This window comes from Oceanobacter antarcticus (assembly GCF_044962685.1).
In the GTDB taxonomy this organism is placed as follows: Bacteria; Pseudomonadota; Gammaproteobacteria; order Pseudomonadales; family Oceanobacteraceae; genus Oceanobacter; species Oceanobacter antarcticus.
The window spans coordinates 18,064-33,700 of record NZ_JBBKTX010000002.1 but is presented as its reverse complement, the minus strand read 5'-3'; the positions used below and the strand labels follow the sequence as shown (position 1 = coordinate 33,700).

Below are 15,637 nucleotides of genomic sequence, written 5' to 3'. Positions count from 1 at the left end.
CAACCAGCACCGAAAAAAACCGGCGGGACGACCCGCGCTGGTTCCAGAATATTCGCAGGACGGCCTGCGAGCTGAACAACGGAGCCTGAACGCTCATGCTGACCAAAGTACTGATTGCCAACCGTGGCGCCATCGCCTGCCGTATCATCCGCACCCTGAAAAAACTGGGTATTGGCTCAGTGGCCGTTTACCACCAGCAAGACCAACACTCCCTGCATGTACAACAGGCCGATGAAGCCGTTTGTCTCGGTGAAGGCCCGGTCACTGCCACTTATCTGAACCAGGATCGTATACTGGCAATCGCCCGCCAAACCGGTGCCAATGCCATCCACCCCGGCTACGGTTTCCTCAGTGAAAACCCCGATTTTGCCAGTGCTTGCAGTGCAGCGGGCATTTACTTTCTTGGCCCTCGCCCGGAGCACATGACCGCCTTTGGTCTCAAGCACAGCGCCCGCACCCTGGCCGAACAGAATAGCGTGCCACTGCTACCCGGCACCGAACTACTCACCGACCTCACCGCCGCCCGCGACGCTGCCAAACACATCGGCTACCCGGTGATGTTGAAAAGCACCGCCGGTGGTGGCGGTATCGGCATGCAACTGTGCTACAGCGACCAGGAACTGAGCGGAGCCTGGGATAGCGTCAAACGCCTGAGCGCCAACAACTTCGCCAATGACGGCGTGTTTCTGGAAAAATTCGTCGAAAAAGCCCGCCACATCGAAGTGCAGGTCTTTGGCGACGGTAACGGCAACGTCATCACCCTGGGTGAACGCGATTGCTCCTTGCAGCGTCGCAACCAGAAAGTCCTCGAAGAAACCCCAGCCCCTGGCCTGACCGATGCCCAACGCCAGCAATTGCAAACCACCGCCCGACGCCTGACTGCTGCCGTAAACTACCAGAGTGCCGGTACTGTCGAGTTTATTTTTGATGCCGCCAACGGCCAGTTTTACTTCCTCGAAGTGAATACTCGCTTACAGGTAGAACACGGTGTCACTGAAGAAGTCTATGGCGTTGATCTGGTGGAATGGATGGTACGTCTACCAGGCGTTCAAGCCGGTAAAGACAACCTGCACCTCGATCAATACCAGGCCACGCTTCAGCCTGTAGGCCACGCTATTCAGGCCCGTATCTACGCCGAAGACCCGGCACTGGATTTCCAGCCGTCTGCTGGTTTATTAAGCCGCGTTGAATGGCCAGATGCGGTTGAGCAAGGTCGTTTAAGAATCGATACCTGGGTCGAATCCGGCACCACCGTGCCAGCGCTGTTCGACCCCATGCTTGCCAAAATCATCGTCACGGCCGACAGCCGTGCACAGGCGCTTGCTGGTCTGTCACAAGCACTGGCAAGCAGTGAACTGTATGGCATCGAAACCAACCGCGCCTACCTGCGCGATATTCTGGCCGACCAGCGCGTCAATAATGGCGATGTTTACACCCAGCTGCTGAAAACCCTGCACCATGCACCGCTCACTCTTCAAGTCATCGCCGCAGGCACTCAAACCACCATTCAGGACTTACCCGCTCGTATCGGTTATTGGGACATTGGCGTACCGCCTTCCGGCCCCTTCGACAGCTACTCGTTTGAGCTGGGTAACCGTTTACTGGGTAATGCCACACAGGACGCCGGGCTGGAAATCACCCTCAAAGGCCCGATCCTGAAATTCAACACCACCACGCGGGTATTGCTGGCAGGTGCTCACACCCAGGCCAAAATCACCCACGCGAACGGTGTGATCGAGATTCCGGAATTCTGGAAACCCATATCGGTGCAAGCCGGAGATATACTCGATACCGGCGCGGTCAGTGGTGCCGGTGCACGAGCGTACCTGTTAATAGATGGCGGATTGCAATGCCCGGACTACCTGGGTTCCAAATCCACCTTCACGCTGGGACAGTTCGGCGGTCACAATGGTCGCGCCCTGTTGCCAGGCGATGTCTTGCACCTGCAGTCCGTCAGCACACCCGCCATCAACCCAGCCATTGATGCCCTGTTGCCAGCAATTACCCACGAATGGCAATTACGGGTAATTTATGGCCCCCACGGTGCACCAGAATTTTTTACTGAAAGCGATATCGAACGCCTGTTTGAACACACCTACGAAATTCATTACAACTCCAGCCGCACCGGTGTACGGCTGATTGGCCCAAAGCCGGAATGGGCACGCACTGACGGCGGCGAAGCCGGCTTACACCCGTCCAATATTCACGATAACGCCTACGCTATCGGCACCATCGACTTCACTGGCGATATGCCCGTCATTCTTGGCCCCGACGGCCCCAGCCTGGGGGGCTTTGTCTGTCCGGCGACAGTCATCACCGCCGACCTGTGGAAACTGGGCCAGCTAAAAGCCGGTGACAAAATCACATTTATTCCGGTGTCGCAAACCACCGCCGTTGAACTGTTTAACCAGCAAGCCGCCAATCTGATCACCTTGACAGCCGCCAATGCGGTGACGGTGGAAGACTACCGTCCGGCCTCCCCTGTCGTCGCGAAAATCAGCACCGACAACCACCCGACGGGTGTTATCTATCGGCCGTCCGGCGACCGCTACTTACTGGTTGAATACGGCCCGTTACAACTGGATATTCGCCTGCGTTTTCGGGTTCACGCGCTGATGCAATACCTGCAAAGCCAGCCGATCAAAGGCTTGCAAGAACTCACACCCGGCATCCGTTCGCTGCAACTACACTACGACTCCACCGTATTGCCGCAAGACCAGCTGCTGGATTTGCTACAAGCCGCCGAAGGCCAGCTTGGTGACCTCGAAGGCGCCGAAGTGCCATCGCGTATTGTGCATCTGCCCTTGAGTTGGGACGATGAGGTATGCCGACTGGCAGCCGAGAAGTACATGCAATCTGTGCGCGCCGATGCCCCCTGGTGCCCGGACAACATCGAATTTATTCGGCGAATTAACGGCCTGGATTCGATTCAGGAGGTGAAAGACATCGTCTTCAACGCCAGTTATCTGGTGATGGGCCTGGGGGACGTTTATCTCGGTGCCCCGGTAGCAACACCGGTTGACCCATGCCATCGATTGGTTACCACCAAATACAACCCGGCCCGTACCTGGACGGCGGAAAACTCCGTCGGTATTGGCGGTGCTTACATGTGTATTTATGGCATGGAAGGCCCAGGTGGCTACCAGTTTGTCGGCCGTACCCTGCAAATGTGGAACCGCTACAAACAAACCAGGGAATTCACTCAGCCCTGGTTGCTGCGCTTCTTTGATCAGGTACGCTTCTACGAAGTCAGCCACGACGAACTCACCGACATTCGCCAGCAGTTTCCCCACGGCCAATACCCGATCAGGATTGAAGAAACCACATTCAACCTCAGCCAGTATGAAGCTTTTCTGGCGCAACAATCGTCCGGCATCAGTGCATTCCAGCGCGAACGCCAGAAAGCCTTCCAACACGAACTGGAAGACTGGAAACGTACCGGCCGCTTCAATTACGACAGTGAACCAGCTGCCACCGAACAGAAAGACGAACGCCCGTTAGCAGACGGTGAATTCAGCGTTGAAAGCCACATCGCCGGTAACGTCTGGCAATGTCTGGTAAAACCCGGCGATCTGGTGGCAGCCAACCAGCCGCTACTGATTCTGGAATCGATGAAAATGGAAATAGAAGTCTCCAGCCATCAAGCGGGTACCGTAGTGGAAGTAGTCAAGCAAGCCGGGCAAGGTGTCGCACCGGGCAGCCTGTTGGTGGTATTGATGAAAAATTAAGAACTTACTGGTACTGGCTCCTGCGCGTCTGCATGGAGCCCAGGTTGAAGCCCTGATCCGCTGAGCCTGCCAGGGGGCCTTCTCAATGATAGCCACGACTCCACCACTCTCTCGTCATACAAACCAACGGTGGAGACCCCTCCCTCGTGTGGGAGTAAGACCCTTGGCATCACACGTCGTACCCTGCTGTTCATCTTTGGTAAAATCATGCACTAATCTTGATGTAGGCCATTCGGGCACAGCATTATTTCCGTTTAACTGTCGTGGTTCCCAGACATGGATGCTTACTATGACCACCCCCGAAGGCACACAACCTGTTCAACAAAATCACCTATGGCAACACCCTCCGCAACTGCCACTGCGATCCCTGCAGGGCAGCTTCCAGATCACTTCCCATGGTTCAAGTATACCCATCGCCAAGAGCCATAAGCTGTTTCAGACATACCACGCGAGTAATAATACCGACACGGATACGTCTAATCCCTCTCTCATCGCCTGGTATTTACCACTTGATGATTTACGTCCCGACGTCCTCCTGCCATCAGGCAATATTTTTCAGTGCCGAATCCAGGGAGATTGTTGGTTGTTTAATCTACAAATCTGTGATCGATCTCTGTGTGATAGCGCCTGGATGTATGTTGAAAACGATTTGGGCACTGGCGTTAACGGACTGGTGGGTCTGGATGCAAGTCTATTCAGCATGGAGATTTGCTAACCCTGGCATTCTTGATGGCGGTACCGGAATCAGGCACAATCATGTGAATAAAAATACACAGTGAATATATTTTAATTCACAGATATAGGAATCACATCGCATGTTTGAGGATCTTCTGTACAGCCAGGACAAGGGCATTGCCTTGTTACAACTCAATCGACCGGGAGTATTGAATGCTATCCGGGTGCAGACCTATCTGGATCTGATTGCAGCACTGACTGCCGCAGAGCAGGATGAACAGGTTAATGTGATTGTATTAAGCGGGTCTGCCACGGCTTTTTCTGCCGGGAACGATCTCAGTGATTTGCTGCCTGGTGGTAATCTGTTCGCCGTCAAAGAAGGGGTCGCGGGTATTTTCCATACCCTGGCAGCCTTGACAAAACCACTGATTGTCGCACAAGAAGGTGTTGCTATTGGTATTGGTGCCAATATTCTGTTACACGCCGATCTTGCGTATGCGGGTAAAAGTACCCGTTACTCATTGCCCTTTGCCAAAATTGGCGTTACCTCTGAAGGTGCCTGCTCGGTTTTACTGGCTGAAGCCGTTGGCCCGAAAGTGGCGGCTGAATTATTACTGAGCGGACGTTTTTTCAGCGCCAGCGAAGCACAGCAATGGGGACTGTTAAACCAGGTCACCGAAGACGGTGAAGCCTTGGATAACGCCCTGGCGATAGCCCGACAAATTAGCAAGAACTCTCAAGGTTCTATCCGGGCGATCAAGCGATTGGCAAAGGAAGAAGGGCATGTCGAGCGGGTAGACCGTGCTGTTGCTATAGAAATGCAGCTGTTTGCTGAGCTGCTACAAACAGAAGAAACCCAGTTACGTATCAAGCAAGTGCTGAGCAAGCAATAACGTCAGCTGGTTGGTCGCGGGGGTTAAAGCAAGGCCCCATCATCGTTGCGAGGGGCGATCAATCGAACCCCTACTCGATTACGCCCTGAGCGTTTGGCATCGTAGAGGCCCTGATCAGCCCGATCAATAATAGGCTCGTAATGTTTTTCCGCCATCGAGCTGGCGATACCGAAGCTGGCGGTCAGGTGTTCAATCACAGGGAAGTGATGATTAAAAATTTCCACTCGCAGCTTTTCGGCAAGCTGCCTGGCCCCCACCAGATCGGTCATCGGACAGACAATAACAAACTCTTCCCCGCCCCAGCGTCCGACAATATCGATCTTGCGAATAAACTCCAGCAGCAATATAGCCAGCTCCACGATGACCTGGTCACCGACCGGGTGGCCATGGGTGTCATTAACGTTTTTAAAGTGATCGATATCCAGCATAACAATACTGAACGGGTGTCCAGAACGGTTGCTACGCTCCACTTCGCAGGTGAGTACTTCATCCAGCTTACGGCGATTATACAAACCCGTCAGGCGATCGGTAATCGCCAATCGCTCCAGTATTTCGGTCTCTTTACGTCGGACTTTCTCTCGGGTTTCCGAATCTACCAGCGCCTGGGTTTTCTGTTCCAGCTGGCTGCTCATACGATTAAAATTACCATACAAGCGATCGATCTCGGCAATGCCCACCGACGTCAGTTTTTCCATCACCAACTGGTCGCCCAACGAGCTGGTCAGATTGGACAAGCGCTCAATCGGATCCGCAACCCGTTTGGCCAAATGACGTGACTTGTTTTCCAGGTAGAGGAAAAACAGCACATAAAAAACCACCATGATGCTGATTGCCACAAAACCCACCTGATTACTGATGGAGTGTAATTCACTCATCGGCGCCAGCAATGTTGCTTGATCAACCAGGGTAATAATGTGCCAGCCGGTAGCAGGAATTCGCTGGCTATTCAGCAGATAATCAGCACCATTGATACTCAGACTGTATTGACCATTAGGACTGACATCATTCAGGACATCCGTCATTTTCCGGCGAATCTCATCGTTGCTACTTTTGAGCAGATTGAATTCTTCCGGTTTTTCTACCGTACGACGGATAGCAGATACAGCGACAGGGTGACGTAATTCTTTCAATTTCAGCAGCTGTTCCACACTTGGAGGCATAGCCAGAATCACACCATCATGATCCACCAGAAAGCGACTGGCCCCCCTGGGTAAATCAGCATCCAGAATGGCACGAACAAAGGTATCAATGGTGATATCCAGACCACTTACCCCTTCAAGAAAATCACCACGATATACCGGCACAACCACCGACACCAACCACCCCTGCCCGGCCGGATCCAGGTAGACGCTGGTCCAGACCGGCTTCCGCTCTGGGTTGTGTTTTTTATCCGCAAGAAAATAGAAGTTATAATCTTCCATATGCAGACCAGAGCCATACTGAACCGGTGCATTCTCCATAAACGGATATAATCGATTCATGTCATCCCAGGTATTCAGATACGCCTGAGATACCAATGGATTCTGGTTTACCAACGCTTTGAACATGGGGTCAAGCTGCTCAGAACACCAGGCTTTTCGAAGTACCGCCTCGGTTGCCGCAGTGCTGGCAGAGAAATAAAGCGATGCACCACCATTATCAAATGCCTTATACAAGGCACCGTTCGGATGGGTACGGAACAGTCCTGTCGGTACAACGTCCTTGCAACGCTCGGGATGGGCAAAAAAATCCTCATGTGCCCGTTGCATCAATGCCGCCATCCGGCTGACTTCCGCCAGCTGGCCATCAACCAAGTTGGCCTCACGAATACTAATGCCTTCAAGGTTACTGACAACTTCTTCAACAAACGCATTCTGATGATGGTCTGACAGATAGGCGTTTACGCCGAAGTACAATAATAACAACAGTAATTCGATGGCAAACAGGGGTACCAGAGAGCTGGTCAGAAAACTACGGTAGATTAAGCTCTGCAGCTTGATTGATCTCAGCATCACATTCGCGACCTCAATCGAGGCCTTCTGGATCCATGAAAGTTGATGGGAAGTTTAGATACGCCTGGTTACACCGTTCAGTATAACTTCATTCCGTATATATCCCCATACGAGTTTCACTACTTTCAGTCATTAGAAATAGTTGGCCAATTTTGTCCATATATATAGACCAAGCTTTTTGCAGAGGGATGATCCTGCCATCGGCTTCCTGTGCGGCAAGCGATGGTTATTCCAGAATCCATTCATATACGACTGGCACTCGCTACCCAATAGCGAATTTTGTTGCATTGCAGCTGCGCACAAAAAAGGCGGCCCGAAGGCCGCCCAGCTACAACACCCAAGTGGGGTGTGAACCCGTTACGAGAACTGGTTCATGGTGTTGTCTTTACCAGAAGCTTTCAGGGCGTTATCACCTGAGAAGTATTCCTTGTGTGCATCACCCATGTCAGAACCGGACATGTTCTGGTGCTTGACGCAAGCGATACCCTGACGGATTTCCTTACGCTGTACGCCCGCCACATAACCCAGCATACCGGCTTCACCGAAGTACTCTTTGGCCAGGTTGTCGGTAGACAAGGCCGCAGTGTGGTAAGTCGGCAGAGTAATCAGGTGATGGAAGATGCCCGCTTCACGAGATGCATCCGCCTGGAAGCTCTGGATACGACGATCGGCTTCGATTGCCAGCTCGGTTTCGTCATAGTCAACGCTCATCAGAGCCGCACGGTCGTAAGCAGAAATATCCTTGCCTTCAGCGGCAAAGGCATCAAATACCTGCTGACGGAAGTTCAGTGTCCAGTTGAATGACGGGCTGTTGTTGTAGACCAGCTTGGCATTCGGCACTTCCTTGCGGATCTCGTCCATCATTTCCTTGATCTGACCCACATGTGGTTTTTCAGTTTCGATCCATAGCAGGTCAGCACCGGCCTTGATGGCTTCGATACAGTCAAATACACAACGTTGTTCACCGGTGCCACGACGGAACTGGAACAGACCGGATGGCAAACGCTTCGGACGCAGGATCTTGTCGCCACGCTTGATCACCACGTCACCCTGCTGCATGTCGTCAATCGTGATTTCTTCACAATCCAGGAAGCTGTTGTAGATGTCGCCAGAATCACCTGGCTCATTCACAACGGCGATCTGCTTGGTCAGGCCAGCGCCCTGGGAATCGGTACGAGCAACGATGACACCGTCGTCAACACCCAGCTCCAGGAAAGCGTAACGCAACGCACGCAGCTTGGAGTGGAAATCGGCATGAGGAACCGTCACTTTGCCGTCCTGGTGACCACACTGCTTCTCGTCAGCAACCTGGTTTTCGATCTGCAGGCAGCAAGCACCCGCTTCGATCATCTGCTTGGCCATCAAGTAAGTTGCTTCTTCGTTACCAAAACCAGCATCGATGTCAGCAATGATCGGTACTACATGAGTTTCATGGTTGTCGATCTGGGTCTGAATGTCAGCAGCCTTGGCTGAGTCACCAGCTTCGTTCGCAGCATCCAGCGCACGGAACAGCTGATCCAGTTCGCGGGCATCGGCTTGACGCAGGAAGGTGTACAGTTCTTCGATCAGACTGGCAACCGCTGTCTTCTCGTGCATGGACTGGTCAGGCAGAGGACCAAACTGTGAACGCAGTGCAGCAACCATCCAGCCAGACAGGTACAGGTAACGACGCTTGGTGCTACCGAAGTGCTTTTTGATCGCAATCATCTTCTGCTGACCAATAAAACCGTGCCAGCACCCCAGAGACTGAGTGTACTGAGAGCTGTCGGCATCGTAGGCAGCCATGTCTTCACGCATGATCTTGGCAGTGTACTTGGCGATATCCAGACCAGTCTTGAACTTGTTCTGGGCACGCATACGTGCAACAGACTCTTCAGAGATACCTGACCAGCCAGCACCGGCGGCTTCTTTCAGGGCAGCAACAGCTTTGATGTCGTTTTGGTAAGCAGACATGGGTTCGTCCTTTGTCATATGCATTTTGGGGTATGCAGCGGATGGCTCCTGATCTGTTGCCGGATGCTCATCGCCGCTTGCCAATGAATACTATGGACATCGAACCCATAATTGAAATCAATAGGACGTATTCTTGCTATTCACCTAAAAAATACGCTACCAAGGTATCAACGATTACATCCAGAGTATCAGCTCCGGACTTTGACAAGGTGCTCTGCTGCTGCGGCTGCACTGGACCAGGCCCATTGAAAGTTGAATCCACCCAGATGACCGGTGACATCCACCACTTCACCAATAAAGTACAAACCTTGATGATTTTTGCTTTCCAGGGTTTTGGAAGACAACTCATCGGTATCGACACCGCCAAGGGCCACCTCGGCAGTACGATACCCTTCAGTGCCAGCAGGCTTGACCTGCCAGTGGTGAATACGTTGGGCCAGATCATCCATTTGTGCCCCATTCAACGCGGACAAGGGTTGATCGGCGGCGAATCCCACCGCAGCCAGCCAGCATTCGGCTATTTTTTGTGTCAAACGCTGACCCAGCCAGGTTTTGACCAGTTGCTTAGGGGTGGTGTGCTGGGCTGAGCGCAATTCCACCGCCGCATCAGCTTCTGGCAACAGGTTAATCGTCAAGCTATCGCCGGGCTGCCAATAGCTGGAAATCTGCAGCATCGCCGGGCCACTCAATCCCCGATGAGTAAACAGCATGTCTTCCAGAAAATGCTTGCCATGACAGCTGACATCAACACGGCAAGCGTTACCCGATAATTCACTACTCAACTGCTTGAGCTGGCTGGTCAGAGTAAACGGCACCAGTGCGGCGACCGGCTCATAAACCGCCAGACCAAACTGGCGAGCGACCTGATAACCAAAACCACTGGCACCCAGGGTCGGAATGGATGGCCCACCCGTTGCTATCACCAGTGCATCACAGTGATATTGCTGACTACTGGTCTGCAAACGGTAGCCGCCAGCAGGCTCCGCCGCGACAGCCTGGATGCTCGTGTCGAGCTGGATATCGACCCCAGCCTGGTCACACTCGCTCAGCAGCAGGTTGAGAATGTCGCTCGATTTGTTATCACAAAACAGCTGACCATCCTTTTTCTCATGCCAGGCCACACCATGCTTGTCGACCAGCGCGATAAAGTCCCACTGGGTATAACGACTCAGGGCAGATTTACAGAAGTGCGGGTTATGACCAAGATAGCGCTCAGGCTGGATGTCATAGTTGGTAAAATTACAGCGTCCGCCACCGGACATCAGAATCTTTTTGCCCGCCTTGTTGGCATGATCCAGCACCCGCACAGAACAGCCGCCAGCGGCCGCCAGTGCGGCGCACATCAACCCGGCGGCACCCGCCCCGATAATGATGACATTGGTGTGATTTTTCATTCGTTTATCCAAACTGTAGCGACTCCAACAAGCGCTTGCCGCAAGGGGATTGACTGGTATTATGCGTTCGATTCATTACCGACCACGGGAAACACGCTATGGAGTTATTTGATCGCAAGGGACTACTGGAAGCGACCAAACTCTCCCCTCGCAAACTCGACATGCTGCTGCGGCTATTAAAAGGCCCAACTCTGACTCGTATTTACGACAAGCTGGATGCCAAGCAGGGCATCGATATGATTGAGGAATCGCTCCACTATCTGAATATCGAACTGGATTATGACGACGATGTACTGCGTCGGGCCATTCCGGCAACGGGACCTTTTATCACCGTTTCCAACCACCCGTTCGGCTTCCTCGACGGCGTTATCCTGCTACTGCTGATTTGCCGTATTCGCCCGGATTTCCGCGTCGTTGCCAACTACCTACTGAGTTATTTTGCCCCGATTGCCGATCTTTTTATTACGGTTAATCCGTTTGAAAAAGGCGGCCCAAAAGGCATGGGCGGCATGCGTAAATCACTCGGCCAACTGAAACAGGGGAATGGCCTGGGGCTGTTTCCTGCCGGTGAAGTATCCACCTGGTACAAAGGCCAACGCGGTATCAGCGACAAAACCTGGCCCATCGCCAGTGTGCGCCTGATCCGTAAAGCCAACGTACCCGTTATTCCGGTGTATTTTCACGGCCGCAACAGTGCCAGCTTTCATATTCTGGGCAAAATTCATCCAGCCCTGCGAACACTGAGAATTCCGGCCGAATTCCTCAAAAAACGCAAGTCCACCATTCATCTGGGCATCGGTGAAGCCATTACTCCAGAACAGATAGCTGCCTGCACCACCGACGAAGCGCTGCGTGACTTCCTCCGTCAGCAAACCTATCGTCAGGCTGAGCAGTTTCACTCGTTGCCACTAAAACGCTGATTGGCTGACCTTAACGCGTGGAGTCCGACTCCAACAAAGCCCTGACCGGCGCGTAACTGCGCCGGTGAATGGCACAAGGCCCCAAGGTTTGCAGCGCTTGCAGATGCACTTTTGTCCCGTAACCCTTGTGTTGGGCAAAACCGTAACCAGGATACACCTTGTCCAGTGCCAGCATTTCCCGATCACGGGTGACCTTGGCGAGCACAGAAGCGGCAGCGATGGCCTGCACCAGACTGTCGCCCTTGATCACTGTGGTTGCAGCAATGTCGAGCTGTGGCAAGCGATTGCCATCCACCAGTGCATATTCAACATCACCCGACAAACCGGCCACCGCACGGGTCATCGCCAGCATGCGGGCGTTGAGAATATTGATGTCATCTATTTCTGCAACGGTCGCACGGGCAATGGCGTAATCCACAGCCGACTCAAGAATCTGTTCGTAGACAATTTGCCGACGTTTTTCAGTCAACTTTTTTGAATCATCCAGCCCTGGGATGGGTCTGTCCGGGTGTAATACCACTGCCGCCGCAAGCACGTCGCCACACAACGGTCCGGCTCCGGCTTCATCAATACCGCAGTAGACAAGTCCCTGTTCAATCAGGGACAGTTCAATATCAATCATGGGATACTATTCGGTTAGTGCGCGTCCTGGCGCATGTCTGCACCAGCGGCCTGTTCTGGTTCGAGCAATTCAATGACGGCTTTTGCGGCTTCATGATCCGCATTACGTCGTAATTGCCGATGAATAAACTGGAAGGTTTCGTGCAACTGGTGACGGGTATCCTGATCTTCAAGACAAGTGATCAATTCGTGCGCCAGCTTCATCGGCGTCGCTTGCTCCTGCAAGACCTCAGGTACCAGCTCTCGTCCTGCCAACAGATTGGGCAAAGAGATAAAAGGCTGTTTCAGCATACGGCGTAACAGGAATGCCGTAACCTTGTTGACCTTGTAACTGACCACCATCGGCCGTTTCAGCAGCATCGCCTCCAGTGTTGCGGTACCAGACGCCAGCAAAATCACATCGGCCGCCGCCATACAGGTATGGGACTGGCTCAGCACAATAGTAACCGGTAATTTCAGGGGCATATCCGCCAGCTGGGCTTCCAACTGGTTACGACGATCCACACTGACAGCCGGAATCACAAATTGCAAGTCGGCACGTTTGCGTAACATCAGCTGGGCAGTTTCAAGGAACAGCGGGCCGAGACGTTCCACTTCACCACCCCGGCTGCCGGGCATCAGACACACCAATGGTTTGCTGACATCCAGTCCCAGAGTTTCACGAGCGGGGGTTTTGGGTGTTTCAAACGGAATCTTGTCAGCCAGATGATGGCCCACAAAACGTACCGGAATACGGTGTTCTTCGTAAAAACGGGCTTCGAACGGAAACAACGTCAACATCAAATCGACAGCACGGCCGACTTTTATCACTCGTTTCTGACGCCAGGCCCAAACCGATGGACTGACGTAATGAACCGTTTTGACGCCCCGCGCTTTCAGTTTTTCTTCCAGCGTCAGGTTAAAATCCGGGGCATCGATACCGATGAGCACATCCGGCGGATTCTCACTCCAGTATTGCACCAGTGATTTGCGGATTTTCAGCAACTCAAACAGACGGCCCAGTACCTCGACCAGACCCATGACAGACAGTCGCTCCATCGGATACAGGCTGTCAAAGCCCCGAGACTGCATCAAAGGGCCGCCAATACCTTCAAAAATCGCATCCGGGTAGCGTTCGCGTAGCGATGTGAGCAAGCCAGCCCCGAGCATATCGCCGGAGGTTTCGCCCACCACAATGGCGATCCGCTTCACTAGCGAATAATCCCGCGACTGGAATCTTTCAGGCTGTCGAACAGCACATCCACTGCCGCTTCGATTGCTGCGTCTTGCTCCAGCTTTGCTAATGCTTCCGTCAGGGTCAAGCCCTGACGATAAACCGTTTTATAAGCATTACGCACGGCACTGATGGCTTCAGCCGAATAGCCGCGACGGCGCAGCCCTTCGGCGTTGATACCGTGGGGTTCTGCCGGATAGCCCAGAGCCATAACATAAGCCGGGATATCTTTCAGTACCACGGTACCGGCTCCGGCCATGACGTGTGCACCGATCTTGCAAAACTGGTGCACTTGTGTCGCACCGCCAAGAATCGCCCAGTCACCCAGGTGTACATGGCCAGCCAGATTGGTGTCGTTGGCGAGGATACAGTTATCGCCAACAACACAGTCGTGTGCGACATGCACATTCACCATAAACAGGTTATGGCTGCCGATACGGGTTTCGCTGTTGTCTTGCACCGTACCACGATGAAAAGTGCAGCTTTCGCGAATCACGTTGTTGTCGCCAATGACCAACCGGGTTGGTTCGCCCGCATATTTTTTGTCCTGGCAGTCTTCTCCCAGCGTGGCAAACTGATAAACCCGATTATGCTTGCCAATACGGGTTGGCCCCTTGATCACGACATGAGGGCCAATTATGGTACCGGAGTCGATCACTACGTCTGCACCGATAATGCTGTACGGACCGACTTCAACGTCATCAGCCAGTTGGGCAGACGGGTCTATGATGGCCGTAGGATGGATCATGCCGGCTCCATATCTCGTTCAGCACAGGTAATCAATGCTGAACAGGCCACTTCGCCATCCACCAGTGCACGGCAATCAAATTTCCAGATACCACGACGGGTGCCGGTAAAACGGGCTTCCAGAATAACTTGGTCACCAGGCACAATCGGACGCTTGAAGCGTACATGGTCGGCCCCGGCAAAGTAGTACAGCATAGTCGGCTTACGCTTTTCACCCATCATGGTCATACCGAGTAAACCGGCAGACTGAGCCATGGCTTCCAGGATCAGGACGCCCGGCATCACCGGATGACCGGGGAAGTGGCCATTAAAAAACGCTTCGTTAATGGTGACATTCTTGATGGCACGAATCACTGGAGCATCTTCAGACTCAAGATCTACTTCATTGATACGGTCAACCAACAGGAACGGATAACGGTGGGGCAAAAATTCCTGGATCGTTTGGACTGGTTGCGGGTACATCAAGCTTTACCTTCTTGGATTTTCTCTAATTTCTGCAGCCGTTTGGCTATCGAATCGAGCTGTTTAAATCGTGCGGCGCTACGACGCCACTGTTTGGCTGGCATATGTGACGTACCCGACGCATAGGCTCCGGGCTCATCAATCGAATTTGTAATCAGCGTCATTCCCATAACATGTACTCCATCAGCCAGCGTCAGGTGTCCGGCAAGCCCGACACCACCCGCTAAAGTGCAGCCTTTGCCGATTCGGGTGCTACCGGCAATACCTACGCAACCCGCCATGGCCGAGCCTTGGCCGACATACACGTTGTGAGCAATCTGGATCAAATTATCGAGAATCACGTCGTCTTCGATCACGGTATCTTCAAGTGCACCGCGATCGATACAGGTATTGGCTCCGATTTCGACATTATTACCGATACGAACGCTGCCCAACTGGGCAATACGTTCCCACTTGCCTTTATTGGGAGCAAAGCCGAAACCGTCGGAACCAATAACGGCGCCGGATTGTACCCGAACCCGATCGCCAATGCTTATCCCATAATACAGCGTTACGTTGGCATTCAGCAGACAATCGTCACCAATAATACAATCACTGCCAATAACGCATCCGGCACCAATCTCGGTACCCGCACCGATACGGCTGTTACGACCAACCACCGCACCCGGCCCGATCGTCACCCCATCACCCAGTACAACGCCATCTTCGACAATAGCGCGGGGATGAACACCAACAGGCGAGCATGGACGATTGTCAAACAGCTGGGTCGTTTTTGCGAACGCCAGATAGGCATCGTCAACAACCAGTGCAGCACCGCTCACATCATCGACGAGCGCAGGACTGACAATAACGGCGGCTGCCAGGGTAGTACCAAGTTGCTTGCGATAGGCCGGGTCTGCGATAAAAGTAACGTCATTGGCACCTGCCGATGACAATGGCGCCACGCCGCCAATCCGTGTCGAACCGTCGCCACGGACTTCTGCGCCAAGGTGGCTGGCCAGTTCGGATAAACTCAGCTCCATCGATGTGCCCTTACTAAT

12 protein-coding genes are annotated in these 15,637 nt (G+C 53.1%); 4 read left to right on the top strand and 8 right to left on the bottom strand.

From position 1 onward, the window contains the following. Positions 1-95: 95 nt before the first annotated feature. The 3 genes from uca to WG929_RS01720 all read left to right on the top strand — a co-directional run bounded on the left by uca (position 96) and on the right by WG929_RS01720 (position 5,296). Positions 96-3,728, top strand: a complete 3,633-nt coding sequence (gene uca, locus WG929_RS01730; protein ID WP_416204632.1) for an urea carboxylase — start codon at positions 96-98, stop codon at positions 3,726-3,728. Between the two features lie 289 nt (positions 3,729-4,017). After that, the gene (locus tag WG929_RS01725) at positions 4,018-4,443 is read left to right on the top strand and encodes a DUF427 domain-containing protein (RefSeq protein WP_416204631.1); all 426 of its coding nucleotides are present in this window, start codon (positions 4,018-4,020) and stop codon (positions 4,441-4,443) included. A 100-nt stretch (positions 4,444-4,543) separates the two neighbouring features. After that, positions 4,544-5,296 (top strand): enoyl-CoA hydratase/isomerase family protein, encoded by a 753-nt coding sequence (locus WG929_RS01720; protein ID WP_416204630.1) that lies wholly within the window; start codon positions 4,544-4,546, stop codon positions 5,294-5,296. Positions 5,297-5,319: 23 nt separating this feature from the next. Here WG929_RS01720 and WG929_RS01715 read toward each other — a convergent pair whose 3' ends face one another. The 3 genes from WG929_RS01715 to WG929_RS01705 form a co-directional block, all read right to left on the bottom strand. Beyond that, positions 5,320-7,287, bottom strand: a complete 1,968-nt coding sequence (locus WG929_RS01715; protein ID WP_416204806.1) for a sensor domain-containing diguanylate cyclase — start codon at positions 7,285-7,287, stop codon at positions 5,320-5,322. Between the two features lie 357 nt (positions 7,288-7,644). Next, a complete protein-coding gene (locus tag WG929_RS01710; protein WP_369857500.1) occupies positions 7,645-9,240 on the bottom strand; it encodes an isocitrate lyase in 1,596 nt (531 codons plus the stop codon). A 188-nt stretch (positions 9,241-9,428) separates the two neighbouring features. Then, positions 9,429-10,634, bottom strand: a complete 1,206-nt coding sequence (locus tag WG929_RS01705; protein WP_416204629.1) for a BaiN/RdsA family NAD(P)/FAD-dependent oxidoreductase — start codon at positions 10,632-10,634, stop codon at positions 9,429-9,431. A 98-nt stretch (positions 10,635-10,732) separates the two neighbouring features. Here WG929_RS01705 and WG929_RS01700 point away from each other — a divergent pair, with 98 nt between their 5' ends. Beyond that, positions 10,733-11,554 carry a lysophospholipid acyltransferase family protein gene (locus WG929_RS01700; protein WP_416204628.1) on the top strand — a complete coding sequence of 274 codons (822 nt, stop codon included), beginning with the start codon at positions 10,733-10,735 and terminating at the stop codon, positions 11,552-11,554. Between the two features lie 10 nt (positions 11,555-11,564). Here WG929_RS01700 and rnhB read toward each other — a convergent pair whose 3' ends face one another. The 5 genes from rnhB to lpxD are packed head-to-tail and all read right to left on the bottom strand — an operon-like array spanning position 11,565 to position 15,619. Continuing rightward, complete coding sequence (gene rnhB, locus WG929_RS01695; RefSeq protein ID WP_416204627.1) at positions 11,565-12,176, bottom strand: ribonuclease HII; 612 nt, start codon at positions 12,174-12,176, stop codon at positions 11,565-11,567. Positions 12,177-12,190: 14 nt separating this feature from the next. Then, positions 12,191-13,366 carry a lipid-A-disaccharide synthase gene (lpxB, locus tag WG929_RS01690; RefSeq protein WP_416204626.1) on the bottom strand — a complete coding sequence of 392 codons (1,176 nt, stop codon included), beginning with the start codon at positions 13,364-13,366 and terminating at the stop codon, positions 12,191-12,193. Continuing rightward, positions 13,366-14,136, bottom strand: coding sequence for an acyl-ACP--UDP-N-acetylglucosamine O-acyltransferase (lpxA, locus tag WG929_RS01685; protein ID WP_416204625.1), 771 nt, complete (start codon positions 14,134-14,136; stop codon positions 13,366-13,368). The genes lpxB and lpxA overlap by 1 nt, the downstream gene beginning before the upstream one ends. After that, a complete protein-coding gene (gene fabZ, locus WG929_RS01680) occupies positions 14,133-14,597 on the bottom strand; it encodes a 3-hydroxyacyl-ACP dehydratase FabZ (RefSeq protein ID WP_369857495.1) in 465 nt (154 codons plus the stop codon). The genes lpxA and fabZ overlap by 4 nt, the downstream gene beginning before the upstream one ends. Then, on the bottom strand, positions 14,597-15,619 hold the full coding sequence (gene lpxD / locus WG929_RS01675) for a UDP-3-O-(3-hydroxymyristoyl)glucosamine N-acyltransferase (RefSeq protein WP_416204624.1): 1,023 nt from the start codon (positions 15,617-15,619) through the stop codon (positions 14,597-14,599). Before lpxD ends, fabZ begins: the two co-directional genes overlap by 1 nt. Positions 15,620-15,637: the final 18 nt, after the last annotated feature.